A 23,001-nucleotide genomic window follows, 5' to 3' on the forward strand; every position below is an offset into this window, starting at 1 on the left:
CGGCGGAACAACCCGTACACGGTCTGCCAGGGACCGTAGTCGGGCGGGATGTCGCGCCACGGGGCACCGACGCGCACCCGCCATCGGATGCCGTCGATCAACTGCCTTTTGCTCCACTTCGGTGGGCGGCCCGGCTTGGCGCCGACGGGCAGCAGCGGCTGCAACACAGCCCACTGCGCGTCGGTCAGGTCGGCCCGCCCCGCTGCCGCTACGCTGGCCACGAGGTCTCCGGTACTGCAGGTTTGCTTGGTCGCTAACCCACTTACCGGAGACCTCGCCACGTTCCGGCACCGACACGCCGCCGATCACCTCACCTTTGAAACACGGGCTAGCAGGGCCACGTCAGGGCCACGCCTCCGGCGAGGTGCGGCCCTGACACCGGTTCCAGCACCGCCGCGCGCACGAGGTTGAGCACCTCGTACCGGTCCCCCGCACGGCGGACCAGGCCGCGGACGCTCAGCTCGTGCGGGTTCCCGCGGCACTCGTGCTCGACGGCGTCCAGGAGCCTGCACCGCTCCTCCTCGTCGTCCAATGTGGACAGCGAACGGCGGATGGCGTCGCGCAGGTGGGCCGAGGTCGGGTCCACCGGGTTGGAGCGCAGCCGTTCCAGCAGGTGCTGCGGCGAGTAGACCATGAACCAGCCCGCGGCGAACTCCAGCGCCGACGGCAGTCCGTCCAGCTCCTGGACGAGGCCGGTCAGCGCGGCCCGGTTCGCCGGTTCCTCCCTGAACGCCGGCCGCACCCGGTGCACGTGGCTGAGGAGCAACCGCACCGCCGCGTCGTCGGGGAGCCCGGTCAGCGGGAACACGTGCTCACCCGGCAGTCCCGTCGGTGCCAGCGCGGTCACCAGCACCCGCAGGCGCGGGTGGGTGGCGAGCAGGCGCGGGTCGGGGTACCGGCCTGTGACGAGGACGGTGTCCTGGTCGTCGTCGACCGGCGGGAACGACGCCGGGTGCCACAGCACGGACCAGCCGTGCCGGAAGTGCAGCTCACCCGCCGCCTCGAGGGCGAGACGGGTCTTGCCGACGCCGCTGACGCCCGTGATGGTGACCAGCCGGGAGCCGCGGGCCGCGGGCCGGTCGCCGGCCAGGAACAGCGCATCGTCCGGGCGGTGTCCCTCGGCCAGCCCGGCCACCAGCAACGCCACCAGCGCCGCCGTCTCCGCCTCCCTGCCCACGATCGGCGCCGCCGGTGCCGGCGGGGCAACGCCCGCCTTGGCCGCCGAGCGCCCACCGGCCCGCGCGAGGTCGGCGCGGCTGCTGTCGTCCAGCCGCAGACCGTCCGCGAGCAGGCGCACCGTCTCGGCGCGGGGTGTGCGGGTGCGGCCGCATTCCAGGTCGCGGATGGCCCGCACGCTCACCATCGCGAAGTCGGCCAGCTGTTGCTGGGTCAGGCCCGCCTGGACGCGGTGCGTGCGCAGCAGTTCCCCGAACTCCCTCATGCCCGTCCCCTCCTCGTGTTCCCAGTCTCGGGGCGGACGGACCGCGGAACATGGGGTGCGGTCCCCCATATTCACCTCCGCCCGCAAATCTGGGGGGTTCGTCCCCATGTGCCGCGCCGGGGGCACGTGCCAAGTTCTCCGGCGTGACCTCCGCGGCCGAGACCAGCACCGGCGAGAGCTGGACAGCTGCCTTCGCCCACGCCCTGCGGCCGTTGACCGACGCCGCCCGCGCCGAGGTCGGCGCGCCGTTCGACGCGGCGTTCGCCGAGCAGCTCGGCAGGCGGCTGGTCGCCATCGCGGCGCGCACGCTCGTGCTGGAGCTGCACAACGCGCGTGGGAGCCTGCAAGCGCCCACCAGTGCCGAGCGGTTCGCCGAGTTCACGCGAACGCTGGACCTGGAGGCGCTCCTGCGCCGCTACCCGGTGCTGGCGCGGTTGCTCCGGCAGGCGTGCGACCAGGCCGTCGCCGCGCACCACGAGCTGTCGTCGCGGTACGCGCGCGACCGGGCGGAGATCGTCCGGGTCCTCTTCGGCGGCAACGATCCCGGCGCGCTCGTGGCCGTGCGCACCGGCATGGGTGATCCGCACCGGCAGGGGCGGACGGTGGCGGTCCTGACCTTCGCCTCCGGGCGCAAGCTGGTCTACCGGCCCCGGCCGGTCGAGCTGCACGTCCGGTTCACCGCACAGCTCACCTGGCTTTCCACGCGTACTGGAATCGCTCTCCGGACGCCGCGCCTGCTCGCCGGGGACGGGTACGGGTGGCTCGAGCACGTCGAGCACGAGCCGTGCGCGGACGTGGCCGGGGTCGCCCGGTTCTACCGCCGGCTGGGCGCGCTGCTCGCGCTGCTCTACGCGGTCGACGGCACGGACATGCACTACGAGAACCTCATCGCGTGCGGTGACCAGCCGGTGCTCGTGGACGTCGAGACGCTGTTCCACCCGACACTGACGCCGGACACCGATCCCGCCGCCCTCGCGCTGGTCAGGTCGGTGCACCGCACGGCACTGCTCCCCCACGTGCTGGTGGGCGACAACGGTGCCGCGGACGTGTCCGGGGTCGGCGGGGACCGGGGCGTGCTGTCGCCGTTGGACGCGGTCGGCTGGGCCGAGCCGGGGACCGACCGGATGCGGCTGGTCCGGCGCCCGCGAAAGTCGCCGGGCGCGCGCAACCGGCCGGTGCTCGGCGCCGTCGCCGCCGAGCCCGCCGACTACCAGGACTCGCTGCTGGCCGGGTTCCGCGCGGGCTATGACGCCATCGTGACTCATCGGGACGAGCTGCTGCGGCTGGTCAGGAGCTGTGCCGACGACGAAGTGCGGTTCATCGCGCGCGCGACGCGGCAGTACGCGCGTCTGCTCGACGAGTCGACGCATCCGTCCGTCCTCGTCGACGCGCTGGACCGCGACCTGGCGTTCGGCGTGCTGGTGACCGACGATCCGCTGCTCGACCGGCTGGTGCCGTTCGAGGTCTCCGACCTGTGGCGCGGGGACGTGCCGCTGTTCACGTGCCGGCCGGGGTCGCGCGACCTGTGGACCGCGTCCGGGCTCCGGCTGCCGGGGATGCTGCCGGAGTCCGGGCTGGACGCCGTCGAACGCAAGATCGCGGCGATGAACGAGGTCGACCGGCACGACCAGCAGTGGGTGATCACCGCGCTGCTGGCGTCGCGGCCGCGTCCCGTGTCGCACCGCTCCAGCGCGTCGCCGCCGGGCCACGTGGCCGCGGTGGACCCCGACCCGGCCCGGCTGCTGGTCGCCGCGTGCGGGATCGCCGACCAGATCCTCGCGCACGCCGTCACCGGCAGGAACCGCGTCAACTGGCTCGGGCTCGAGCTCGTCGACGACCGGCACTGGACGGTGCAGCCGCTCGGCGCCGGTCTGTCCACCGGCTACACGGGGGTGGCGCTGTTCCTGGCGGAGCTGGGGGCGCTGACCGGAGCCGCCCGGTACGTCGAGTTCGCCTGCGACGCCGTGCGGCCGCTGCCCGCGCTGCTGGAGGTGCTCGCGGCGGAACCGGAGCTGGCCGCGGCCGCCGGTGGCGGGTTCCACGGCCTGGGCGGCCTCTGCTACGGGCTGGCGCGCCTCACGCCGCTGCTCGGCCTCGACCCCTCGCTGCTCGCGTCGGCGGTGGCGCTGATGCCACGCGAGGACGCGTCGACGAGCGTCGTGGACGGCGTCGCCGGATCGCTGGCCGCGATGCTCGCCGTGGGCACGCCCGAGGCCCTCGCGCTGGCGGGCCACTACGCGGCGGTCCTGCGCGGCGCCTTCAGCCCGGCCGGCGGTTTCGCCCGCGGCCGGGCCGGCATCGGGTGGGCGCTGCGGAGGTACGCGGCGGCGGTGGGCGACGAGGCGTCCGCGACGGTGGCGGAGGCCTACCTGGAGGACGCCACCACCGACCCGGCCGACATCGGGTGGTGCTCGGGTCTCGCGGGCGTCGTGCTCGCCCGTGCGGACGAGCGCCTGGCCGGTCTGCTCGCGGCCAGGGAACCGTTGCGGGACATGAGCCTCTGCCACGGCGAGCTGGGCGTCGTCGAGGCGCTGGCCGCCCACCACCCCGGTGCCGCCGCCCGCCGCACGGCGCTGGTGCTGGGCGCCCTCGACGACCACGGCCCGCGCTGCGCCACACCGGGCGGTGTTCCCTCGCCCGGTCTGCTCACAGGCCTGTCCGGCATCGGGCACGGCCTGCTGCGCCAAGGGTTTCCGCTGCCGTCGGTCCTGCAGTTGCACCCTTCCCCACCACAGAGGAGTACATCCGATGAACGAGTCCCTGCGCCGTCCCGCCGACCGGCCGGAGCCGGCCGAGCACGCGATCGGTGAGATGGAGCTCGCCCCGAAGGTCCTCGCGGGCGCACGGGCACGCGCCCTGATGGGGCTGACGCTCGCGGTGAGCGCGCTGGCACCGCTCACCCCCGCCCTGTCGGACACGACCGTCAGCGACCACTGACACCTCGGCCCGAATACGCCTGGCAGACGATACGGAGATCACGGCCGGACCGTTAGGGTCCAGACATGCAGACCCGAGCGCCCCACGTGGTCGGCCGCGACCGGGAGGTCGCGGCCATCACGGGGGCACTCGAGCACGCGCGCGAGTCCCGGGGCGGAGCCGTCTTCCTGACCGGTGAGGCCGGCATCGGCAAGTCCCGGCTCGCGCGCTACGCGGCGGGACACGCCTACGACCACGGCATGCGGGTGCTCAAGGGCCGCGGCACGACGATCGGCCCGATGGTGCCGTTCCGCCCCATCGCCGAGGCGCTCCTGGGCCTGTTCCGCGGCGATCCGCCGGACGACACCGCGCTCGGCCCGTACAAACCGGTGCTGGGCACCCTGATCCCGGAGTGGCACGACCACCGGTCCACGACGGAGTCGGTCGTGGTGCTGGCCGAGGCGGTGCTGCGGCTGCTCGCCTCCGTCGCGCGGAAGACACCGTGCCTGCTCGTCCTCGAAGACCTGCACGAGGCCGACGCCGAGACGCTCGCGGTCATCGAGTACCTGGCGGACAACCTGGAGGACCAGCCGGTCCTGCTGCTCGCCACGATCCGCAGCGAGCCCGGCCACGCGCTGGAGCTCGTGCACCGGATCGTGCAGCGGGGCTCCGGCACCCTGGTGGAGCTGCGCAGGCTCACGCAGGACGAGGTCGGGCAGATGACGGCCGCGTGCCTGGAAAGCGCACTGGTCCCGGCCGAGCTGACCGATCGCCTGTGGACCGACAGCGCCGGCAACCCGTTCGTCATCGAGGAACTGCTGCACGGCGTGGTGAGCAGCGGGCTGCTGGTGGCCGGGGCGCGGGGCTGGGAGGTCCTCGGCGAGCTCAAGCTGCCGGTGCCGGCGGCGTTCGTGCGCAGCGTCGCGCACCGCACCGACCGGCTGGGGCCGCAGGGCCGGGAGGTGCTGTCCGTCGCGGCGGTGCTCGGGCACCGGTTCCCGCTCTCGGTGGTGCAGAAGGTGACCGGCACCGACGACCGGCGGCTGCTGAGCCACCTGCACGCCGGTGTCGCCGCGCAGCTCGTCACGCCCGACGAGCCCGCCCCCGACTGGTACGCCTTCCGCCACCCGCTCACCGCGGACGCGCTGCTCGCCCAGCTCACCCCGGCCGGCCGCGCCGAGCTGTCCCTGCGCACCGCCGACGCGGTCGAGGAGCTGCACCCCGGCCTGCCCGGCGACTGGTGCCCGCTCGTCGCGAAGCTGCGCTTCGACGCCGGAGCGCGCGTCCAGGCGGGCAGGTTGTTCGCGCAGGCGGGCAGCCGGGCTCTGGCCGGTGGGGCGGCGGGGTCGGCCGTCGCGCTGCTCGACCGCGCGCAGGGCCTGCTGGAGGACGAGGTGGCCGAGCGCGCCGACGTCCTCGACGCGTTGCTGCCCGCGCTGGCGGAGACCGGCGAGTTCGAACGGGCCTTCGCCCTGGACGTGTCGGGCCTGCACGGCCTGGACGGCCCGCGCCGCGCGAAGCTCCACACGCGACTGTCCAGGGTGGCCTACCTCGCCGGGCGGTTCGCCGAAGGCGTGGAACAGGTGCGGATCGCCCGCACGCTGCTCGGCCAGGACGCGCCGGACGAGCTCACCGCGCAGCTCGACGTCAACTCCGCCTACCTCGCGCTGAACATCCCGAGCGCCGACCGGATCTCCTCGGCGGCGCGCCTCGCGAGGCAGGCCGCGCTCGCCGCGGACCGGGCGGGGCTGCCGCTGGTGGCGTGCGAGGCGTGGCAGCTGCTCGGGATCATCGCGCGCGAACAGGACCTCGACGAGGCGAACGCGTGCTTCGACAGGGCCCGCACGCTCGCGGACACGCACCGGATGCCGATCCAGCACATCTACGCGCTGGTGCGCCTGGCGGGCAACGACTGGCTCGCGCACGGCAGCACCGCCGCGCTGGACCGCACCCACGCCGAGGCGTGCCGGGCGGGCGCCGTCACGGTGGCGCACAACGTGGACGCCATCCTCGCGCTGCAGTCGGTGCTCACCGGCGAGTACCGGACGGCCGCCGAGCAGGTCGAGAACTGCCTGCGGGCCGCCGCGCGGCTGCGGTTCCACGCGCTCACCCGCTACCTGCTGATGGTGAAGGCGACGCTGGCCGCGCACCGCGGCGACCGCGCGGGGACCGATGACGCCATCGCCGGCTTCGAGTCGGTCGCGAAGAGGGGCGCGCAGGAGTTCCCGCTCTGCTACGGGCTCGCGCGGGCGTTCTGCGCCCTGCTCGAGGAGAACCGCGGGCTGGCGACGGGGGAGCTCGACCGGGCCGAGGCACTCGAGTCGCAGAACCCCACCACGTTCCACCTCTCCGGCACGCACGGCCTGCGGGTGCTGCTCGGCGTGCTCGACGGCCGCCTCGGCTGGGCCGGCTACCGCGCGGTCGCGGCGAGCTGCCCCGCCGGCATGCGGTGGAACCGGCAGTTCGCCGAGCTCGCGCACGCCGTCCTGCTCGGCCGCGACCACCGCCACGAGGAGGCGCGGGAGGCGTTCGCGCGCTCGCAGGAGGCCGCGGCGCCGTACCCGATGGCCCGGCACCTCGGCCTGCGGCTCGTCGCGCCGGAAGCCGCCGGGTGGGGCGATCCGGTGGGCTGGCTGCGCGCGGCGGAGGAGCACTTCCACCGGTCCGGGATCCCCGCGGTGGCGTCCGCGTGCCGCGGCCTGCTCAGGCAGGCCGGGGCACCCGTGCAGCAGCGCCGCAGCGGCACCGACCAGGTGCCCCGGCAGCTTCGCGGGCACGGCGTGACGGTCCGCGAGTTCGAGGTGTTCGTGCTGCTCGCCGACCGCATGGGCAACAAGGCCATCGGCACCCGGCTGCACATCTCCCCGCGCACGGTCGAGAAGCACGTGGCCTCGCTGATCGCCAAGACGGGTCAGCCCGACCGCGAGTCCCTGTCCGCGTACGCCGCCGCGCTGAGCCGCTGACGCTCGCGCTTCATCCGCGCCTCCAGCTCGTGCCGCCTGCCGCCGGCCAGATCGGTGCGCGCGGCACGTTCGACGTCGCGGAACACGTCGTAGTACGTGTCGTCGTACTGCTCGACGATCTCGAACGTCCACTTGCCCGGCAGCACGTTGCGGCCGAGCAGCTCCCGTTGCACCCGGTCAGCGTGCTCGTGGTGGCCCGCCTCGCGCAGCAGCGAGATCACCTCGTCGAGCATGAGGTCGGCCGTGCCGGTGAGCTGGTGGAACTCGTAGAGGTGGCCGCGGGCCCGTTCGGTGGTCTCCAGCGCCTTGCTGAGCTTGCCGAGCGCTTCGGTCGTCTTGTCGTCCATGCCGCCTCGAATACCCCGGCGGAGTTTGCGCCTACCGTCGCCGGGTAGTCGGCTGGTGACCAAGTTCGGAGAGAACGAGGTGACCACATGGCGGACACACGCACTCGCACCAAGGTCCAGCAGGCCGCTCTCGCCGTGGGAGCGGTGTTCGCGCTGGTCGGTGTGCTCGGCTTCATCCCCGGCATCACCACGGGGTTCGACACGATCACCTTCGCGGGTCACGAGTCGGGCGCCATGCTGCTGGGCATATTCCACGTGTCGATCCTGCACAACATCGTGCACCTGCTGTTCGGCGTCGCCGGCTTCCTCATGGCGCGCACGGCGGCGGGCGCACGGGCGTACCTGATCGGCGGCGGCGCGATCTACCTCGTGCTGTGGCTGTACGGTCTCGTGATCGACAAGATGAGCGGTGCCAACTTCGTGCCGCTCAACACCGCGGACGACTGGCTGCACTTCTTCCTCGGCCTCGGCATGATCGGACTGGGAGTTCTGCTTGGCAAACGCGCCGCAGTGCGCTGACACGGTCGGCGTAGAAGAAGAGTTCCTGCTCGTCGACACGGCTTCCGGCCGGACCTCGGTCCGGGCGGAGGCCGTGCTGGCGCGCCTGGAGGACACCGAGCTCACGCAGTTCCACGCGGAGCTCGCCGGAACGCAGGTGGAGGCCGCGACCGGCCCCTGCACGTCCATCACCGCCCTCGGCGAGGCCCTGCGGGAGGCCCGCGCGACGCTCGCCAAGGCCGCCGCCGAGGCCGGGCTCGGGCTGCTCTCCCGCGGCACGGCGCCGAAACCGTCGAAGCAGCCGATCGTCACGCACGACAACCCGCGGTTCCGGCGCGTCCTCGACACCTACGCGGGCGTCGTCGAGCACTACGAGGCCTGCGGGTGCCACGTCCACGTCGGCGTGCCGGACCGCGAGACCGGGGTCCGCGTCCTGAACCACGTGCGGCCGTGGCTGCCGACGCTGCTCGCGGTGTCGGCGAACTCGCCGGACAACGGCTACGCGAGCTGGCGGATGGTCGAGCAGTCCCGCTTCCCCGGCTCCGGGGTGCCACCGGTGTTCACCGGCGCCGCGGACTACGACGCCCACGTGGCGCGGATGGTCGCGTGCGGGACGCTCGTGGACGGCGCCCAGTCGTTCTGGCTCGCCCGCCTGTCACCGAAGCTGCCGACCGTGGAGTTCCGGGTGGCGGACGCGGCCGCGACCGTCGAGGACGCGATGCTGCAGGCCGCCCTGTCGCGTGCGCTGGTGCACACGGCGTGCCGCGGGGTGCAATCACGCCCGGTGCGCGACGACGTGTGCGCGGCGGCCGTCTGGGCGGCGTCGCGGTACGGCCTGGACGGCGCCGGGGTGGACCCGTGGCGTGAGTGCCGGGTGCCCGCCACCGCGTTGCTGGAGGAGCTGGTCGAGCACGTGACACCCGCCCTGGCCGAGCGCGGCGAGCTCACACTCGTGCATGACCTGGTCGAACGGCGGGTATGACCCCGTGGTGAAGCTTCCCTCACCGCGCGGTTCGCTGTCCGAGACCGTGATCGACGCACTGAGCCGCGAACCCGGCGGCCGGCCGCTGCCGTTCGCCGCCTCCCACCCGCTGGGCGAGGACGCGGCCATCGCCCTGCACACGATGTACGAGCTGCACTACGGCGGTTTCGACGGCGTCGACCCCGCCTGGGAGTGGGACCCGGACCTGCTCAAGCTCCGCGCCCAGGTGGAGAACGCCTTCCTCGGCGCGCTGCGGTCCGAGGTGGAGGGCGGGGACGACCTCGACGGCGCGCTGGACGCGCTGCTGGTGGAGCACGTCCCCGGCAGCGGCGTGTCCCACCACCTGCGCGACGACGGGACCTGGGAGGAGATGCGCGAGTACTTCGCGCACAGGTCGGTGTACCACCACAAGGAGGCCGACCCGCACGCGTGGGTCATCCCGCGGCTGCGCGGCCGGGCGAAGGCGGCGCTGGTCGCCGTCGAGTTCGACGAGTTCGGCGGCGGCAGGGCCGACCGGATGCACTCGCGCCTCTACGCCGACCTGCTCGACGGCGCCGGGATGTCGCCGGACTACCTGCACTACCTCGACGACGTGCCCGCGCCGGCGATCACGATCGTCAACATGATGTCGCTGTTCGGCCTGCACCGGTCGCTGCGCGGCGCCCTGGTCGGCCACTTCGCCGCGGCCGAGATCACCACGGCCCCGAGCGCCCAGCGCATGGCGCAGGCGCTGGATCGGATGGGCGCCGACCCGCGGTGCGTGGAGTTCTTCACCGAGCACATCGAGGCCGACGCCGTACACGAGCAGATCATGCGGCGGGACGTCATCGGGTCGCTGCTGGAGGACGAGCCCGAGCTCAGGGCCGACGTGGTGTTCGGCATCCAGGCCACGGAACTGCTGGAGGCGCGGCTCGCCGACCACCTGCTGACGTCCTGGCGGGCGGGGCGCTCGTCGCTGCTCAGTCCCCTGGCATGACGAGCGGGCCACGACCACCGCGGTGGTCGTGGCCCGCTCGTGTCAGCCGTCGGTGCGCACGCGCTTGCGGTGGCTCGTGTCGCAGAACGGGTAGCGCTTGCTCCGACGACAGGCGCACACCGCGACCACGAACCGGTCGCTGGTGTGCGTCACGCCGTCCTCGGTGACGAGCTCGACCGGGCCCTCAACGAGCACCGGCCCGTTCGGCACCACCGTCACCCTGCGCGCGTTCTGGCCGGTCACCCCGGATCACCACCAGTTCCTCTTGCCGCTGGCCGGGCTCGATGAGGCCGTGCCGCTCCAGAAAGTCGATCCTGCCGTTCATGACGGGCCCGAACGGGATCCACCGGCGCTGCACGATCGCCGCCTTCAGGCCGTTGTCCCTCAACTGCCGCAACGTGGTGTCCACTCCGCACAGGGCCGAGTGGACCATCAGCAGCACGCCGCCAGGCGTCAGGAGGTCGAACATCCTGGCGCACAACGGGTCCAGCAACTGACGACCGTCCAGTCCCGCGTCCCACGCCCTGGCCGGCCCGCGAGCGGCGCAGGGGTTGGCTGCGGGCACGTACGGCGGGTTGGCGAGCACCAGGTCGAAGCGCTCACCGGCGATGACCTCGAGCGCGTCGCCCTGCCGGACCCGCAGCGGCAACCCCTGCAACGCCGCGTTGATCCGAGCGGTCCACACGGCACGCCGTGAGACGTCCACTCCAGTCACCTCGGCGGCCCCCGCCCGCATCGCCGCGATGGCCAGCGCCCCGGTTCCCGTGCCGATGTCCAGCACCCGTGCGCCTGTCGGAATCGTCGCCGCCTGCATGGCTTCGACCAGAAGTTCGGTGTCGTCTTGCGGCGAGTACACGCCTGGTGCTCTGAGCAGCCTCACCACCGGAGAATCCCCTGGCGGAAGACCTTGAAACACCGTGTTTCCGGCTGGTTCGCGCGGGTACACGAGGATGTGCTGACCACTGTCTTCCGCCTGCTCGCGAGGGCGCGGCACGATCGCGCGTTCCACCCCCGCGGCGTCCAGGTGACCGGCGAGCTGACCGGGGCCGCGGACCCGTTCCCCGCGAAGGCCACCGTGACCGCGCGACTGTCCAAAGGCGCCGGTACCGGGCCCGGCCTGCCGGACGTGCTCGGCTTGGCCCTGCGCATCCCCACCGCGCGGGGTGACTGGGACCTGCTGCTGTCGACCACCGGGACCACCGCGGTGACGCGGTTCCTGCCGAAGTTCGTGCGGCGCTGGCGCGACGCCCGGCTCGGCACGCTCGCGCCCTACCGCTACCGCGGCGAGCTGGTGTGGTTCATGGCCGTTCCCGGCGAGGGCGAGCCGCCGACGAGGTTCACCCTCCACGCGTCCGGCAAGGACGCCGGCTGGCGCCGGGTCGCCGAGGTGACGCTGCACCCCGAGGAGCCGGCGGCGGAACCGGTGGCGTTCGACCCGGTGCTCACCCTGCCGGACGGGATGGAGCTGGCGCCGCGCTGGCTCGCCTCGGTGCGCGCGAAGGCGTACAGGGGCAGCAGGCGCGGCCGCCAGGCATCATGACTTCAGCTTGTCGTAGACCAGGTTCAGCGCGTCGGACGTGGCGACGGCCGTCAGCGCCGTCGCCACGAGCCTGGTGACCCGCGGCGCGAACACCAGACCCGCGGTGAGCCCGCTCGCGATCCAGACGCCGGCGCAGAACGGGCACGTGAGCAGCTCGCCGATCGCGTGGTGCGCCGGGGTGTCCTTGCGGGGGGACTCCTTGAGCTCCGCGTGGCCAGCCGGTTCCTCGTAGCGGGTGAACGGCGCCCGCAACGGGCTCGTCACCGCCTCCTTGGTGAGCAGCCGGCTCGCCTTGTGCGTCGCCACGCCGACGAGCGCGGTGTCGGCGAGCGAGAACCGGTCCGGCAGCCGGACGCCCGTGAGGCGCCCGGCCACCGCGGCCGCGCCGGCCAGAACCGCGTAGCTGGTGATGGCGACGAGGTAGCCGGGCAGCGGCCGGCCTTCCCCGTACGCCTGCTGAATCCGCTTCACGCGTTCGAAACCTCCGAGCTGACGGCGTCCGTGCCGTTGTGGTCGCGTGCCGCCGGCTTCTCCGACGCCGCCGGCACGTCCTCGCCGGCCCTCTTCTCCCGCGCCTTGCCCGGTAGCTGCCGCCTGGTCACGGGGTGGTTCAGGCCGGAGAGGTGTTTCTGGGTTGGGTCGACTCATGGGGCGCGAGTACCCGTCACGGCTCCGCTGAACCCGGTTCTGTCATCGTGCGCATCATCTTCGCCTTCACGGGGTCCGGCGCGACCCTTCCGGCGACGGCCTGGACCTTGTTCTTCAGCGAGGCGGCCACCACGTGGTCGTCCCCCTTCATCAGCGCCTCGAAGCCCTGCAACGCGACCTTCTCCGGGTCGTCCTTGTCCCCCGTCGCGACCTTCGTGTCCTGCATGCCCGCGCGGTCGAAGAACTCCGTGTCGGTCGGGCCGGGCATCAGGGTGGTGACGGTGACGCCGGTGTCGCGCAGCTCCTCGCGCAGGCTCTGGCCGAACGACGCCAGGAACGCCTTCGAGGCCGCGTAGACGGAGTGGAACGGGCCCGGCGCGGTCGCGGCGATCGACGACGTGAACAGCACCTTGCCCTGCTTGCGGTCCACCATGTCACCGAGCAGCCGGTGGGTGAGGTGCACGGCGGAGCGCACGTTCAGGTCGATGATCTCCAGGTTGTCGTCGAGGGAGGTGTCGCGCACGAAGTCACCGCCGACGCCGACGCCCGCGTTCACCGCGAGCACGTCGACGGGGCGGCCCATCGCGCGCAGACGGGCTACGAGCGCCTCCACGCCCTCGTAGCCGCGCAGGTCGGCGCGCACCGGTTCCACGTGCACGCCACCGCTGCGCAGGCCGATCTGGGCGGCCGCGTCGTCGATCCTCTCGTCCTCGGCCACGACGACGACGTCGAAGGCGTTGTCGGCGAGGACTTTCGCCAGTTCGTAACCGATTCCACTGGACGCACCGGTCACCACGGCAAGCGCATTCACAGAATTCTCCTTCCGGTCCGCCCCGGGATACCCGTGGCCACCAGGTCGATGCGACATCGGCCGAAAGTCCGATGCAACCTCCCCCTGGTGTCGGGTGTCCTTATCGATAGGTTGGTCGAAACGACATGGGGGACGTTCGTGCGCAAAACTGTTCTCGCGCCGCTGTGCGCGCTGGTCACGGTCGCCGTGGGAGCGTGCAGTCCGTCAGGTCCGGACCAGGCCAACCCGGAGCTGGCGCCGCGCGGCACGACGATGACGAAGGTCAAGCCGACCAGGCAGGACCTGACCACCAAGCTCGGCATCGCGGGCAAGGTCGAGATGAACCCGACGTTCGGGCTCGTCGCGCCGGTGGCGGGGCAGGTGCGGTACTTCGACGTCCAGACCACCGGCGGCACGCCGACCAAGGCCACCAGGGTCGCCACGGTGTGGAAGGACGGCGCGCCGAACTACGTGGAGGCCCCGGCGGGGTCCACGTTCGGCGGCAGGCTCGTCGACGACAAGGCCACCGTGACCGCGGGCATGCCCATCGCGTCGGCCAAGCACGTCGGGTACGCGCTGGTGGGCGACGTCGACGGTGCCCAGGCGTACAAGATCAGCGGTGCGCTCACCGACGTGACGGCGCAGATCAAGAACGGCCCCGGCCCGTTCCCGTGCACCGTGCTGGGCACGATCGCCGCACTGCCGCAGGGCACCGTCCCGGAGAAGCCGCCCGCCACGCCGGACACCAAGACGCAGCCCTCCGGCCAGCCGCAGCAGCCCAAGGCACCGGAGCAGCCGCAGCAACCGCAGCAGCCGAGCTCCCCGACGGGCCTGCGGATCGTGTGCACCGCGCCCGCGGACGTGCAGATGATCAACGGCGCGACCGCGTCGATCGAGGTCACCACGGGCAAGGCCGCGCAGGCGCTGGTGGTGCCGGTCGAGGCCGTCGCGGGCCAGCAGGGCAGGGGCAAGGTCGACGTGCTGCAACCCGACGGTTCTCGCCGCACCCTCGACGTGGTGCTGGGCCTCACCGACGGCAAGGTCATCGAGGTCAAGTCGGGTCTCACCGGCGACGAGGAGCTCGCCGTGCCCGGCCCGAACCTGCCGGAACCGCAGCAGGGCGGCGACCAGAGCAAGCCGACGGGACCGTGATGACGCAGCCCCAGGTCACCGTCGCGGCACCGCTGCTCCAGCTCAACGGCATCACCAAAGTGCTCAAGGGACAAGAGGAACCGCGCACCATCCTGTCCGGCGTGGACCTCACTGTCCACTCAGGACAGAGCGTGGCGATCCTCGGCCGGTCCGGCTCCGGCAAGTCGACGCTGCTGAGCCTCATCGGGCTCTTCGACCGCGCCGACGGGGGCCAGTACTCCCTGCACGGCAACGACATCACGAGGCTGCCCGAACGCAGGGCCGCGGCGTTGCGCAGCGCCGAGTTCGGGTTCGTGTTCCAGCGCTTCTTCCTGCTCAAGCACCTCACCGCGGCGCAGAACGTGGCGATGGCGCTGGTGAACGGCCAGGGCTGGTCGGCGCGGCGCAAGCGCAGGCAGCAGGTGATGGAGGCGCTGGAGCAGGTCGGCATCGCGCACCTCGCGAAGTCCAGGCCGTCGCGGCTCTCCGGCGGCGAGCAGCAGCGCGTCGCCATCGCCCGCGCGCTCGTCCGGCAGCCGCGGATCATCCTCGCCGACGAGCCGACGGGCGCGCTGGACACCGAGACGGGCAACCTCGTCATCGAGGTGCTGCTGAACACGACCAAGCGGGGCTGCGGCCTCGTGCTGGTGACGCACGACCACGACCACGCGCGCAAGATGGGCCGCGTGCTGGAGCTGCGCGACGGGCGGTTCAACTGATGTTCTCCGGCAAGTTGCGGTCCGCCCTGGTGATCGGCGGACAGGGCATCCGCGCCCGCAAGCTGCGCACGTTCCTGTCGATGGTGTCACTGTTCCTCGGCGTGCTCGCGATCGTGGCCGTCCAGGCGGGCTCCGAGATCGCCGAACGCGCGATGCTCACCGACGTCGAGCTCCAAGCCGGCAAGGACGGCACCATGATGGGCTACATCCCCGGCGAGAAGGGCGCGCCGGCGATCGTCGAGAGCACGCTGAAGGGCCGCGCCGACGCGGTCGCGATGATCAGCTCACAGGCGGTGATCGGCGAGCCGGGTGTGCGCCCGATCAACGAGGGCGGCATGCCGTTCGAGTACGCGGGCCAGCGCGGCGACTACAACGGTTCGATGACGTTCTGCGACGCGAGCGGCGTCTGCCACGAGCAGAAGGCGCCCGAGAAGAAGCCGGACGGCCAGGCCATCGAGGTCAACATGGTCGCGCTGACCGGCGACATCCGGCGGTTCAAGCCGTTCCGCCCGGTGTCGGGTTCGTGGCTCGACTTCGCGACGGCGCCGTCGCTCGCGCCCAGGATCGTGCTGAACGAGGAGGCCGCGAAGGGGCTCGACCGGTACCGCGTGCCCGGCGAGATGATGATCGAGGGTGCGTCGCACCACGTGTCACCGCAGATCATCGGCGTTGTGCAGGACGGCTCCTCCACGCCGCGGGTTTACCTGCGCCTGGACGAGCTGCGCACGTGGATGCCCGCGGCGGCCGAGACCGGCTCCAGCGACATCGGCAGGTTCCGCGGCGGCAGCGGCGGTACCCAGCTCGAGGTCTACCTGCAGCCCGGTTCGGCCGACCTCCAGCAGCTGCTGAAGGCCAAGCTCGTCGGCGCGGGCCTGTCACAGGACCAGCTGCACTTCAACACGGTGAACTCCAAGGAGCGCATGGAATCCGAGCTGAGGATCCTGCGGCTGATCTTCCTCGGCATGGCGTTCCTGGTGTTGCTGATCGGGGTCGCGGGCATCCTCAACGTCGGTCTCGCCACGGTCGGCGAGCGCGTCGAGGAGTTCGCCCTGCGCCGCGCGGTGGGCATGTCCCGGATGCTGCTCGCGGGCATCGTGCTCGCCGAGACGTTGCTGACGGGCCTGCTGACGGCCGCCCTGGCGATCGGCGCGGGCGCCGCGGGGCTGCAGATCGCGCTGGCGATGTTCGGCAGCCGCTTCCCGTCGTTGCAGGGCACCGCCTTCCCCTGGGAGGCGGGGGTCGCCGGTGTGATCGCGGGTCTCGTGGCCGGTGTGCTGGGTGGGCTCATCCCGGCGGTCAGGGCGGCGCGGATCCCGATCGCCACAGTCATGCGGGCCTGATCACAGGAGGCGAGGCCCGTTGCCGGCGAAGCCCCGGACCGCGAAAGAGCGGACCGGGGCTTCGTACTTCCCGAATTCAGTTGAGCGTGTCCGGGTTCGGGCCGATGCGGCCACCGCGGTCCAGGGTGGACAGCGCGGCCAGCTCCTCGCCGGAGAGCTCGAAGTCGAACACCGCGATGTTTTCCCGGATGCGGGACGGCGTCACGGACTTCGGGATCACGATGTTGCCGATCTGCAGGTGCCAGCGCAGCACGACCTGCGCGGCCGACCGGCCGTGCCGCGCGGCGATCTCGGTGACCACCGGGTCGCCCAGCAGCTCGCCGCCTTGGCCGAGCGGCGACCACGCCTCGGTCCGGATGCCGTGCTCGGCGTGGAACGCGCGCAGCTCCGCCTGCTGGAGGTACGGGTGCAGCTCGACCTGGTTGACCGCCGGCACGACGCCGGTCTCGTCGATCAGCTCGCGCAGGTGCGCCGGCTGGAAGTTGGAGACGCCGATCGCGCGGATGCGGCCCTCCTTCTGCAGCTCCACGAACGCCTTCCACGTGTCGACGTACAGCCCGCGGGCGGGCCTCGGCCAGTGGATGAGGTAGAGGTCGAGCACGTCGAGGCCGAGCTTGCGCATCGACTCGTCGAACGCGCGCAGCGTGCTGTCGTAGCCGTGGTCGTCGTTCCAGAGCTTGGTGGTGACGAAGACGTCGGAACGGTCCACATCGGACTGCGCGATGGCAGCGCCGACCCCGCTCTCGTTGCCGTAGGCGGCCGCGGTGTCGATGCTGCGGTAACCGGCCGCCAGCGCCTCCGCGACGGCGGGCGTGGCCTCGGCGTCGGGCACCTGCCAGACGCCGAAACCGAGCTGGGGCATGGTGATGCCGTTGTTGAGCTGGACAGTGTTCACAACGATTTCCTTACCGGTTCTCAGGGGATGATCGTCGGAGCGGTGCCGCCGTCGACGCGCAACGCGGCTCCGGTGGTCGCGGACGACAGGTCCGACGCCACGTAGGTGATGAGGTTCGCGACCTCGTGCGGGCGGATCAGGCGGCCCAGCAGCAGCGTCGGGCGTTCGGTGCGGACGAACTCCGCCTCGCCGCCCTCGCCGACGCGGTCGCGGATGAACTCCTCCACGCCCGGCGTGAGCGTGGGACCGGGCAGCACCGAGTTGACCGTGACGCCGGTGCCCTTCACCTCCTGGGCCATGCCGCGGGAGATGGCGAGCTGCGCGGTCTTCGTCATGCCGTAATGGACCATCTCGGTGGGCGTGAACACGGACGACTCGCTGCTCACGAAGATCACCCGGCCCCAGCCCCGCTCGACCATGCGCGGCGTGTAGTGCCGGGCGAGCCGGACGCCGGACATGACGTTGGTGTCGAAGAACCGCTGCCACTCGGCGTCGTCGATCTCGAACACCGGCTTCGCGCCGTAGATCCCGAGGTTGTTGACCAGCACGTCGACGTCGGGCACCCGGGCGACCAGGTCGGCGACGCCCTGCGCGGTGGCGATGTCCGCGGCCACACCGCGCACGTCGCCGCTGCCGCCGAGCTTGCCGACCGCCTCGGCCACGCGCTCCTCGCTGCGACCGCTCACGACGACAGCGGCGCCCGCCTTGAGCAGGCTCTCCGCGGTGGCGAAGCCGATGCCCGCCGTGGAGCCCGTCACGAGTGCCGTGCGTCCTGACAGATCCATGTCTCTCCCCGGTAGACTTGCTGAAGACGATTACAAGCGTACGCAATAGTTGCACACGCTGTCTATTCGAGAAGGGTTGACCTATGTCACTGGACGACGACGCCGTCCAGGCGCGCGCGCAGGGCTGGCGCACGCTCGCGGCGCTCCATGCGCGCATCGAGGACCGTCTGGAGAGAGCACTGCAAAAGGCCCACGACCTGTCAGTCAGCGAGTACACCGTTCTCGACGTGCTCAACCGTCAGGACGGCTTCCACCTCCGGATGAACCAGCTCTCCAACGCCGTGGTGCTCAGCCAGTCCGCCACGACCCGTCTCGTGACCCGCCTCGAGGACCGCGGCCTGCTGTCGCGCTACCTCTGCCCCACCGACCGGCGCGGCATCTACACCGAGGTCACCGAGAAGGGCCACGCGCTGCTCGCGCTCGCCCGCCCGACGCACGACGAGGTGCTGTCCGCGTCGCTCGAAGAAGCCGCGGAGACACCGGAGCTGAAGCCACTCGTTGAGGCGCTCGCCAAGCTCTGACGCGCTGGCATGATCGCGCGCATGGATCTCCACGCTCTGATCCGCGCCGAGGCGCCGTTGGCCGAGCAGCAGCGCGCTCTCACCGAACCGGTGCTGACCGCGCTCGTCGACCACGGCGTGCACCGGATGATCGCCCCGAAGCGCTACGGCGGCGCCGAGCTCGCGCTGCCCGAGTGGAGCCGCGAGGTCCAGGAGCTCTCGCGGTCCGACGCCTCGGCCGGCTGGACCGCGATGACGACCACCATCTCGTCGTCGCTGGCCTGGTACCTGCCGGTGGACGCCGCCGACGAGGTGTTCGGCGACCCGCGCGCGGTGATCGCGGGCACCGCCGCGCCGCTGGGGAAGGCCGTCGCGGCCGAGGGCGGATACCGCGTCAACGGCCGTTGGGGCTGGGGCAGCGCCGTCCCGCACTCCTCCTGGGTCATCGGCGGCACTTCCACGCCCGAGGGCCCACGTCTGGCCGTGTACCCGCGCTCGGACGTGACGATCCACGACACCTGGCACTCGGCCGGTCTGCGCGCCACCGGCTCGCACGAGTTCTCCGTCGCGGACGCCTACCTGCCGTCCCGCCGGACCGTGTGGCCGATCGGCTGCACTCCCGGCATCGAGGGCCCGATCACGGTGTTCCCGTTCTTCGGCCTCCTGGCCGTCGGCGTCGCCTGCGTGACCCTCGGCACAGCCCGCCGCGCCCTCGACGAGATCGAGGCGCTGGCCATGGAGAAGACCCCGCAGTACGCCACGGCCCGGCTCGCCGAGCAGACCGGCGTGCAGGCCGAGATCGCGCTGGCGGAGGCACGCCTGTCGGCGGCGGCGGCGTTCCTGCACGAGGCGTTGGGCACGGCCTGGGACTTCGCGATGACCGGCTCCCCCACGCCCGACCCCGCGAAGGCACGGCTGCGACTGGCCTGCTCCTTCGCGGCGGGCGAGGCGGCGGACGTGACGCGCGCCGCGTTCGCGGCGGGAGGCGGCACCTCGGTGTTCGAGTCGTCGGCGTTGCAGCGCTGCCTGCGCGACGCGCACGTGGCCGCCCAGCACACGGTCGTGTCGCGGCGCCTGTTCGAGACGTACTCGATGCTGAAGCTGGGCCTGGAGCCGGACCTGCGCAGGTTCTGAACGGGCAGGGCTCGGCTCGGCGCCGCGGTCCGGTGGAGCTAGTGTGCGTCCATGCCCGACACGCAGTACGAAGACCTGCTCCGCCACGTCATGAAGGAGGGCGTGCGCAAGCAAGACCGCACCGGCACCGGCACGCGGTCGATCTTCGGCCACCAGCTGCGCTACCCGCTCGCCGCGGGTTTTCCGCTGATCACGACCAAGAAGGTGCACTTCAGGTCGATCGCCTACGAGCTGCTGTGGTTCCTGCGCGGCGACTCCAACGTGCGCTGGCTGCAGGAGCACGGCGTGTCCATCTGGGACGAGTGGGCCTCGCCCGAGGGCGAGCTCGGCCCGGTGTACGGCGTGCAGTGGCGGTCGTGGCCCACCCCGGACGGCGGGCACGTCGACCAGATCGCCGAGGTCCTGCGCACGCTGCGGGAGAACCCGGACTCGCGGCGGATCATCGTCTCCGCCTGGAACGTCGGTGAGATCGCCCAGATGGCACTGCCGCCGTGCCACGCCTTCTTCCAGTTCTACGTGGCCGACGGCAAGCTGTCGTGCCAGCTCTACCAGCGCAGCGCGGACCTGTTCCTCGGCGTGCCGTTCAACATCGCCTCCTACGCCCTGCTGACGCACATGATCGCCGCGCAGACCGGTCTCGGCGTCGGCGACTTCATCTGGACCGGCGGCGACTGCCACGTCTACGACAACCACGTCGAGCAGGTCGAGCTGCAGCTCAGCCGCGAGGCCAGGGAGTTCCCCGAGCTGGAGCTGGCTCCCGCCGCGTCGCTGTTCGACTACTCCTACGAGGACTTCACGATCGTCGGCTACGACCCGCACCCCGGCATCAAGGCGCCGGTGGCGGTGTGATCGGCCTGATCTGGGCGCAGGCCCCGAACGGCGTGATCGGCCGCGACGGCACGATGCCGTGGCACGTGCCCGAGGACCTGAAGCACTTCCGGGAGATCACCGCGGGCTCGGCCGTCCTGATGGGCCGCCGCACGTGGGAGTCGCTGCCGCCGCGGTTCCGCCCGCTGCCGGGCCGCCGCAACCTGGTGCTCTCGCGCACGCCGCAGGAAGGCGCCGAGACGTTCTCCTCGCTGGCGGAGGCGCTCGCGGACGTCACCGGCGACCTGTGGGTGATCGGCGGCTCGGCGGTCTACGCGGCGACGCTGCCGCTCGCGGACCGCGTCGAGGTGACCGAGATCCGCGAGAGCTTCGAGGGGGACACCTACGCGCCGCCGGTCGACCGCGAGCCGGTCAGCGTGGGTGAGTGGCAGGAGTCCGGCAGCGGCCTGCACTACCGGTTCGTCAGCTACTGACGGTGTGCCGGGGGCCGGTCAGCGGCGGCCGCCGAACTCCCAGTCGTGCACCTCGACGGCGTCGTACCGGCCGGCGGTCAGCACCGCGCGCGGGTCGGCCGACCTGACCAGCGCCGCCGTGCCGAGCCATGCCGTGCCGTCGTCGGACAGCAACGGCCCGTACGCGATCAGCTCGCCGGGGTGGCGCGGCACGAGGTCGGCGGGCTCACCCGAGCCGAACCCGAGGACCAGCCGGCCGCCGCCCTCGCGGCCGCCGGGGAAGTCCCACATCGTCCGGCCGAGCACGTTGCGCCACCGGCGCACCAGCACGTCCCGGTAGCCACCGGCCTGGTGGATCGGCTCCTCGAACGCGAACGCCCTCGCCGCCGCGGCGTCCGCCACGACCACGACGTGCACGCTGCCGGTGACCACGCCGCCGGAGAAGGTGGGACCACGGGCGATGAGCTCGAACCGGTCCATGTAGGACCAGTGCTCCTCGGCGAGTCGCTCGCGCACCGGCAGCGAGCCGGGCCGGTCGCGGTGGTAGCAGAAGAACTCCATCACCCGAACCCGGGGCTGATCCCGTAGTCATCTGAACAACGGGAAGTCATGATCGCGAGGCTAGCAGCAACAGCGAGCGATCACACAACACTGGATGCGTGGTGCGAGCGCTGTCAGGGGCAGCCGACCGGTGGCTGGATGTCCAGTGTGGACTTTCTTGCCGCATGAGTCTCGTTCAGATCGCGGGAACCAGTGCGTTGGTCGCCGCGCGGGCCGGGATGCTCTGGCTGGTGGCCGGGATTCCGAGGCGGTTCCGGTGGAAGGTGGAAGAAGTACCCGCAACGCGTTATGCCACTTCGCGGCGTGGGTTGCAGGCTCACCCGGCTCCGCGGTCATGGTGCCCTCTGGGCGCCGCTGTCGGTGGAGTGCGCGGGCGCGCGGCGACGGTCTTGCCGGCCCCGGCGTTGCGCCCGGCGTGCTTGTGCTTCCGGAAGCCCGTGCGGACGTGGATGACGGTGATCTTGCCCTCCTCGCCCGGCCAGGTTCGGCCGGGCGAGGAGGGCAGGAAGGCGACGGGCCAGGGCACTTGGCGCACCCCCGGCGCCACCGGCGACCACGACCGGACCACACTCCCGGAACGCGCCCGGTGCGCGTCTCGGCCAGTTGCCTGGGTGCGTCGTTCCCAGGAAGTCCGTGACCTTTTTCCAGCTTCGCCACCTCGACAAACTCGGATTTGTCAGCGACGAGCACTCGTCACGGGAACGGCTGGAGGGAACGAAATCGTCATGGCAACCTGGTTCATCACCGGATGCTCCACCGGATTCGGTCGCCACATCGCCGAGCACCTGCTCGACACCGGGCACCGGGTCGTCGCGACCGCGCGCAACACCGCCAAGATCGCCGACCTCGCCTCCCAGGGCGAGGTCCTGCCCCTCGAACTGGACGTGACCAACCCCGCACAGGTGCGGTCCGCGGTGGCAAGGGCGGAGGAGGAGTTCGGCGGCATCGACGTCTTGGTCAACAACGCCGGTTCCGGCTACTTCGCCGCGGTGGAGGAGAGCGAGCCCGACGCGGTGCGGCGGATGTTCGACGTCAACTTCTTCGCCGCCGCCGACGTGATCACCGCGGTGCTGCCGGGGATGCGCCGCCGACGCTCCGGCGTGATCGTGAACCTGACCTCGATCGGGGGCCTGGAGGGCTTCGAGAGCGTCGGCCACTACTGCGCGTCGAAGTTCGCCCTGGAGGGACTGAGCGATGCCCTGCGCAAGGAGGTCGCTCCCCTGGGCATCGGGGTGATGACGGTGGAGCCCAGCGCGTTCCGCACGGAGTGGGCGGGTTCCGCGGCGGAACCCGCCGAGGTCATCGACGACTACGCCCCGACCGCCGGAGCTGCCCGGCAGGCCTACCGCGACTCGATCGGCAAGCAGGCCGGTGACCCGGCGCTGGCCGCGCGGGCCCTGGTGCGGGCGGTCGAGTCGCCGACCCCGCCGCAGCGCTTGCTGCTGGGCAACGAGGCCTACGACACCGCCCTGGCCAAGCTCGACCGGATGCGCGCGGAGTTCACCGCGCAGGAGAGCACCGCGCGCGGCGTCGACGCCCCGGCGTGAACCCACGT

The 23,001-nt window shown here is 72.1% G+C and carries 27 protein-coding genes; 15 read left to right on the forward strand and 12 right to left on the reverse strand.

All coding sequences use genetic code 11. The features are described from left to right. Together BMW88_RS39810 and BMW88_RS39815 are read right to left on the reverse strand one after the other, a co-directional pair. On the reverse strand, positions 1-221 hold a 221-nt coding region (locus BMW88_RS39810; RefSeq protein ID WP_143116502.1), incomplete at its 3' end, for a transposase. 107 nt (positions 222-328) lie between these two features. Continuing rightward, positions 329-1,441 (reverse strand): helix-turn-helix domain-containing protein, encoded by a 1,113-nt coding sequence (locus tag BMW88_RS39815; RefSeq protein ID WP_177221664.1) that lies wholly within the window; start codon positions 1,439-1,441, stop codon positions 329-331. 143 nt (positions 1,442-1,584) lie between these two features. Between BMW88_RS39815 and BMW88_RS39820 the strand changes: the two genes are divergently transcribed. The 3 genes from BMW88_RS39820 (at position 1,585) to BMW88_RS39830 (ending at position 7,320) form a co-directional block, all read left to right on the forward strand. Next, positions 1,585-4,251 carry a type 2 lanthipeptide synthetase LanM family protein gene (locus BMW88_RS39820; RefSeq protein WP_245778380.1) on the forward strand — a complete coding sequence of 889 codons (2,667 nt, stop codon included), beginning with the start codon at positions 1,585-1,587 and terminating at the stop codon, positions 4,249-4,251. Continuing rightward, positions 4,190-4,378: a hypothetical protein gene (locus tag BMW88_RS39825; RefSeq protein WP_089962129.1), complete on the forward strand. Its 189-nt coding sequence runs from the start codon at positions 4,190-4,192 to the stop codon at positions 4,376-4,378. Before BMW88_RS39820 ends, BMW88_RS39825 begins: the two co-directional genes overlap by 62 nt. A gap of 65 nt (positions 4,379-4,443) precedes the next feature. After that, on the forward strand, positions 4,444-7,320 hold the full coding sequence (locus BMW88_RS39830; protein ID WP_089962130.1) for an ATP-binding protein: 2,877 nt from the start codon (positions 4,444-4,446) through the stop codon (positions 7,318-7,320). Here the strand turns inward: BMW88_RS39830 and BMW88_RS39835 are convergent. Continuing rightward, the gene (locus tag BMW88_RS39835; protein WP_218148399.1) at positions 7,269-7,667 is read right to left on the reverse strand and encodes a hypothetical protein; all 399 of its coding nucleotides are present in this window, start codon (positions 7,665-7,667) and stop codon (positions 7,269-7,271) included. The genes BMW88_RS39830 and BMW88_RS39835 overlap by 52 nt on opposite strands. 87 nt (positions 7,668-7,754) lie before the next feature. On the opposite strand from BMW88_RS39835, the gene BMW88_RS39840 reads away from it, so the two are divergent. From BMW88_RS39840 to BMW88_RS39850, 3 genes are read left to right on the forward strand one after another with little or no spacing between them, the layout of a single operon-like run. Beyond that, positions 7,755-8,186: a DUF4383 domain-containing protein gene (locus BMW88_RS39840; RefSeq protein ID WP_089962133.1), complete on the forward strand. Its 432-nt coding sequence runs from the start codon at positions 7,755-7,757 to the stop codon at positions 8,184-8,186. Then, positions 8,161-9,147 (forward strand): carboxylate-amine ligase, encoded by a 987-nt coding sequence (locus tag BMW88_RS39845; protein ID WP_089962135.1) that lies wholly within the window; start codon positions 8,161-8,163, stop codon positions 9,145-9,147. The genes BMW88_RS39840 and BMW88_RS39845 overlap by 26 nt, the downstream gene beginning before the upstream one ends. After that, entirely contained in the window at positions 9,122-10,123 is a 1,002-nt protein-coding gene (locus tag BMW88_RS39850) for an iron-containing redox enzyme family protein (protein WP_089962137.1), read from the forward strand. Before BMW88_RS39845 ends, BMW88_RS39850 begins: the two co-directional genes overlap by 26 nt. A gap of 42 nt (positions 10,124-10,165) precedes the next feature. Here BMW88_RS39850 and BMW88_RS39855 read toward each other — a convergent pair whose 3' ends face one another. Together BMW88_RS39855 and BMW88_RS39860 are read right to left on the reverse strand one after the other, a co-directional pair. Next, complete coding sequence (locus BMW88_RS39855; RefSeq protein ID WP_089962138.1) at positions 10,166-10,366, reverse strand: CDGSH iron-sulfur domain-containing protein; 201 nt, start codon at positions 10,364-10,366, stop codon at positions 10,166-10,168. Next, positions 10,308-11,003 carry a HemK2/MTQ2 family protein methyltransferase gene (locus BMW88_RS39860; protein ID WP_089962212.1) on the reverse strand — a complete coding sequence of 232 codons (696 nt, stop codon included), beginning with the start codon at positions 11,001-11,003 and terminating at the stop codon, positions 10,308-10,310. The genes BMW88_RS39855 and BMW88_RS39860 overlap by 59 nt, the downstream gene beginning before the upstream one ends. 72 nt (positions 11,004-11,075) lie before the next feature. On the opposite strand from BMW88_RS39860, the gene BMW88_RS39865 reads away from it, so the two are divergent. Next, positions 11,076-11,663 (forward strand): hypothetical protein, encoded by a 588-nt coding sequence (locus BMW88_RS39865; protein WP_089962140.1) that lies wholly within the window; start codon positions 11,076-11,078, stop codon positions 11,661-11,663. Here the strand turns inward: BMW88_RS39865 and BMW88_RS39870 are convergent. From BMW88_RS39870 to BMW88_RS39875, 3 genes are all read right to left on the reverse strand, one after another. Next, positions 11,658-12,134: a DUF1360 domain-containing protein gene (locus BMW88_RS39870; protein WP_245778382.1), complete on the reverse strand. Its 477-nt coding sequence runs from the start codon at positions 12,132-12,134 to the stop codon at positions 11,658-11,660. The genes BMW88_RS39865 and BMW88_RS39870 overlap by 6 nt on opposite strands. Further along, complete coding sequence (locus BMW88_RS44260) at positions 12,131-12,265, reverse strand: hypothetical protein (protein WP_281249525.1); 135 nt, start codon at positions 12,263-12,265, stop codon at positions 12,131-12,133. The genes BMW88_RS39870 and BMW88_RS44260 overlap by 4 nt, the downstream gene beginning before the upstream one ends. 62 nt (positions 12,266-12,327) lie before the next feature. Next, complete coding sequence (locus BMW88_RS39875; RefSeq protein ID WP_245778383.1) at positions 12,328-13,122, reverse strand: SDR family NAD(P)-dependent oxidoreductase; 795 nt, start codon at positions 13,120-13,122, stop codon at positions 12,328-12,330. Between the two features lie 138 nt (positions 13,123-13,260). Between BMW88_RS39875 and BMW88_RS39880 the strand changes: the two genes are divergently transcribed. The 3 genes from BMW88_RS39880 to BMW88_RS39890 are packed head-to-tail and all read left to right on the forward strand — an operon-like array spanning position 13,261 to position 16,291. After that, positions 13,261-14,253 (forward strand): efflux RND transporter periplasmic adaptor subunit, encoded by a 993-nt coding sequence (locus BMW88_RS39880; protein ID WP_089962149.1) that lies wholly within the window; start codon positions 13,261-13,263, stop codon positions 14,251-14,253. Further along, entirely contained in the window at positions 14,253-14,951 is a 699-nt protein-coding gene (locus tag BMW88_RS39885) for an ABC transporter ATP-binding protein (RefSeq protein WP_089962153.1), read from the forward strand. The genes BMW88_RS39880 and BMW88_RS39885 overlap by 1 nt, the downstream gene beginning before the upstream one ends. Beyond that, on the forward strand, positions 14,951-16,291 hold the full coding sequence (locus BMW88_RS39890; protein ID WP_177221665.1) for an ABC transporter permease: 1,341 nt from the start codon (positions 14,951-14,953) through the stop codon (positions 16,289-16,291). The genes BMW88_RS39885 and BMW88_RS39890 overlap by 1 nt, the downstream gene beginning before the upstream one ends. Positions 16,292-16,367: 76 nt before the next feature. On the opposite strand, the gene BMW88_RS39895 is transcribed toward BMW88_RS39890, so the two are convergent. Together BMW88_RS39895 and BMW88_RS39900 are read right to left on the reverse strand one after the other, a co-directional pair. After that, positions 16,368-17,153 carry an aldo/keto reductase gene (locus tag BMW88_RS39895; RefSeq protein ID WP_089962215.1) on the reverse strand — a complete coding sequence of 262 codons (786 nt, stop codon included), beginning with the start codon at positions 17,151-17,153 and terminating at the stop codon, positions 16,368-16,370. Between the two features lie 53 nt (positions 17,154-17,206). Then, positions 17,207-17,971: an SDR family NAD(P)-dependent oxidoreductase gene (locus BMW88_RS39900; RefSeq protein ID WP_089962159.1), complete on the reverse strand. Its 765-nt coding sequence runs from the start codon at positions 17,969-17,971 to the stop codon at positions 17,207-17,209. 83 nt (positions 17,972-18,054) lie between these two features. On the opposite strand from BMW88_RS39900, the gene BMW88_RS39905 reads away from it, so the two are divergent. Genes BMW88_RS39905 through BMW88_RS39920 form a run of 4 tightly spaced genes read left to right on the forward strand, consistent with a single transcriptional unit; the run spans position 18,055 to position 20,906 of the window. Further along, a complete protein-coding gene (locus BMW88_RS39905; protein WP_089962161.1) occupies positions 18,055-18,492 on the forward strand; it encodes a MarR family winged helix-turn-helix transcriptional regulator in 438 nt (145 codons plus the stop codon). 21 nt (positions 18,493-18,513) lie between these two features. Next, positions 18,514-19,605, forward strand: a complete 1,092-nt coding sequence (locus BMW88_RS39910; protein WP_177221666.1) for an acyl-CoA dehydrogenase family protein — start codon at positions 18,514-18,516, stop codon at positions 19,603-19,605. A 51-nt stretch (positions 19,606-19,656) separates the two neighbouring features. Beyond that, on the forward strand, positions 19,657-20,454 hold the full coding sequence (locus tag BMW88_RS39915) for a thymidylate synthase (protein ID WP_089962168.1): 798 nt from the start codon (positions 19,657-19,659) through the stop codon (positions 20,452-20,454). After that, positions 20,451-20,906: a dihydrofolate reductase gene (locus BMW88_RS39920; protein ID WP_089962172.1), complete on the forward strand. Its 456-nt coding sequence runs from the start codon at positions 20,451-20,453 to the stop codon at positions 20,904-20,906. The genes BMW88_RS39915 and BMW88_RS39920 overlap by 4 nt, the downstream gene beginning before the upstream one ends. Before the next feature lie 18 nt (positions 20,907-20,924). On the opposite strand, the gene BMW88_RS39925 is transcribed toward BMW88_RS39920, so the two are convergent. Then, positions 20,925-21,446, reverse strand: a complete 522-nt coding sequence (locus tag BMW88_RS39925; protein WP_089962176.1) for a YciI family protein — start codon at positions 21,444-21,446, stop codon at positions 20,925-20,927. 316 nt (positions 21,447-21,762) lie between these two features. Further along, positions 21,763-21,972, reverse strand: coding sequence for a hypothetical protein (locus BMW88_RS39930; RefSeq protein WP_143116503.1), 210 nt, complete (start codon positions 21,970-21,972; stop codon positions 21,763-21,765). Positions 21,973-22,171: 199 nt separating this feature from the next. Between BMW88_RS39930 and BMW88_RS39935 the strand changes: the two genes are divergently transcribed. After that, positions 22,172-22,993 (forward strand): oxidoreductase, encoded by an 822-nt coding sequence (locus BMW88_RS39935; protein WP_089962182.1) that lies wholly within the window; start codon positions 22,172-22,174, stop codon positions 22,991-22,993. Positions 22,994-23,001 lie beyond the last annotated feature (8 nt).

The sequence above is a fragment of the Lentzea xinjiangensis genome (assembly GCF_900110955.1).
Lineage (GTDB): Bacteria > Actinomycetota > Actinomycetes > Mycobacteriales > Pseudonocardiaceae > Lentzea > Lentzea xinjiangensis.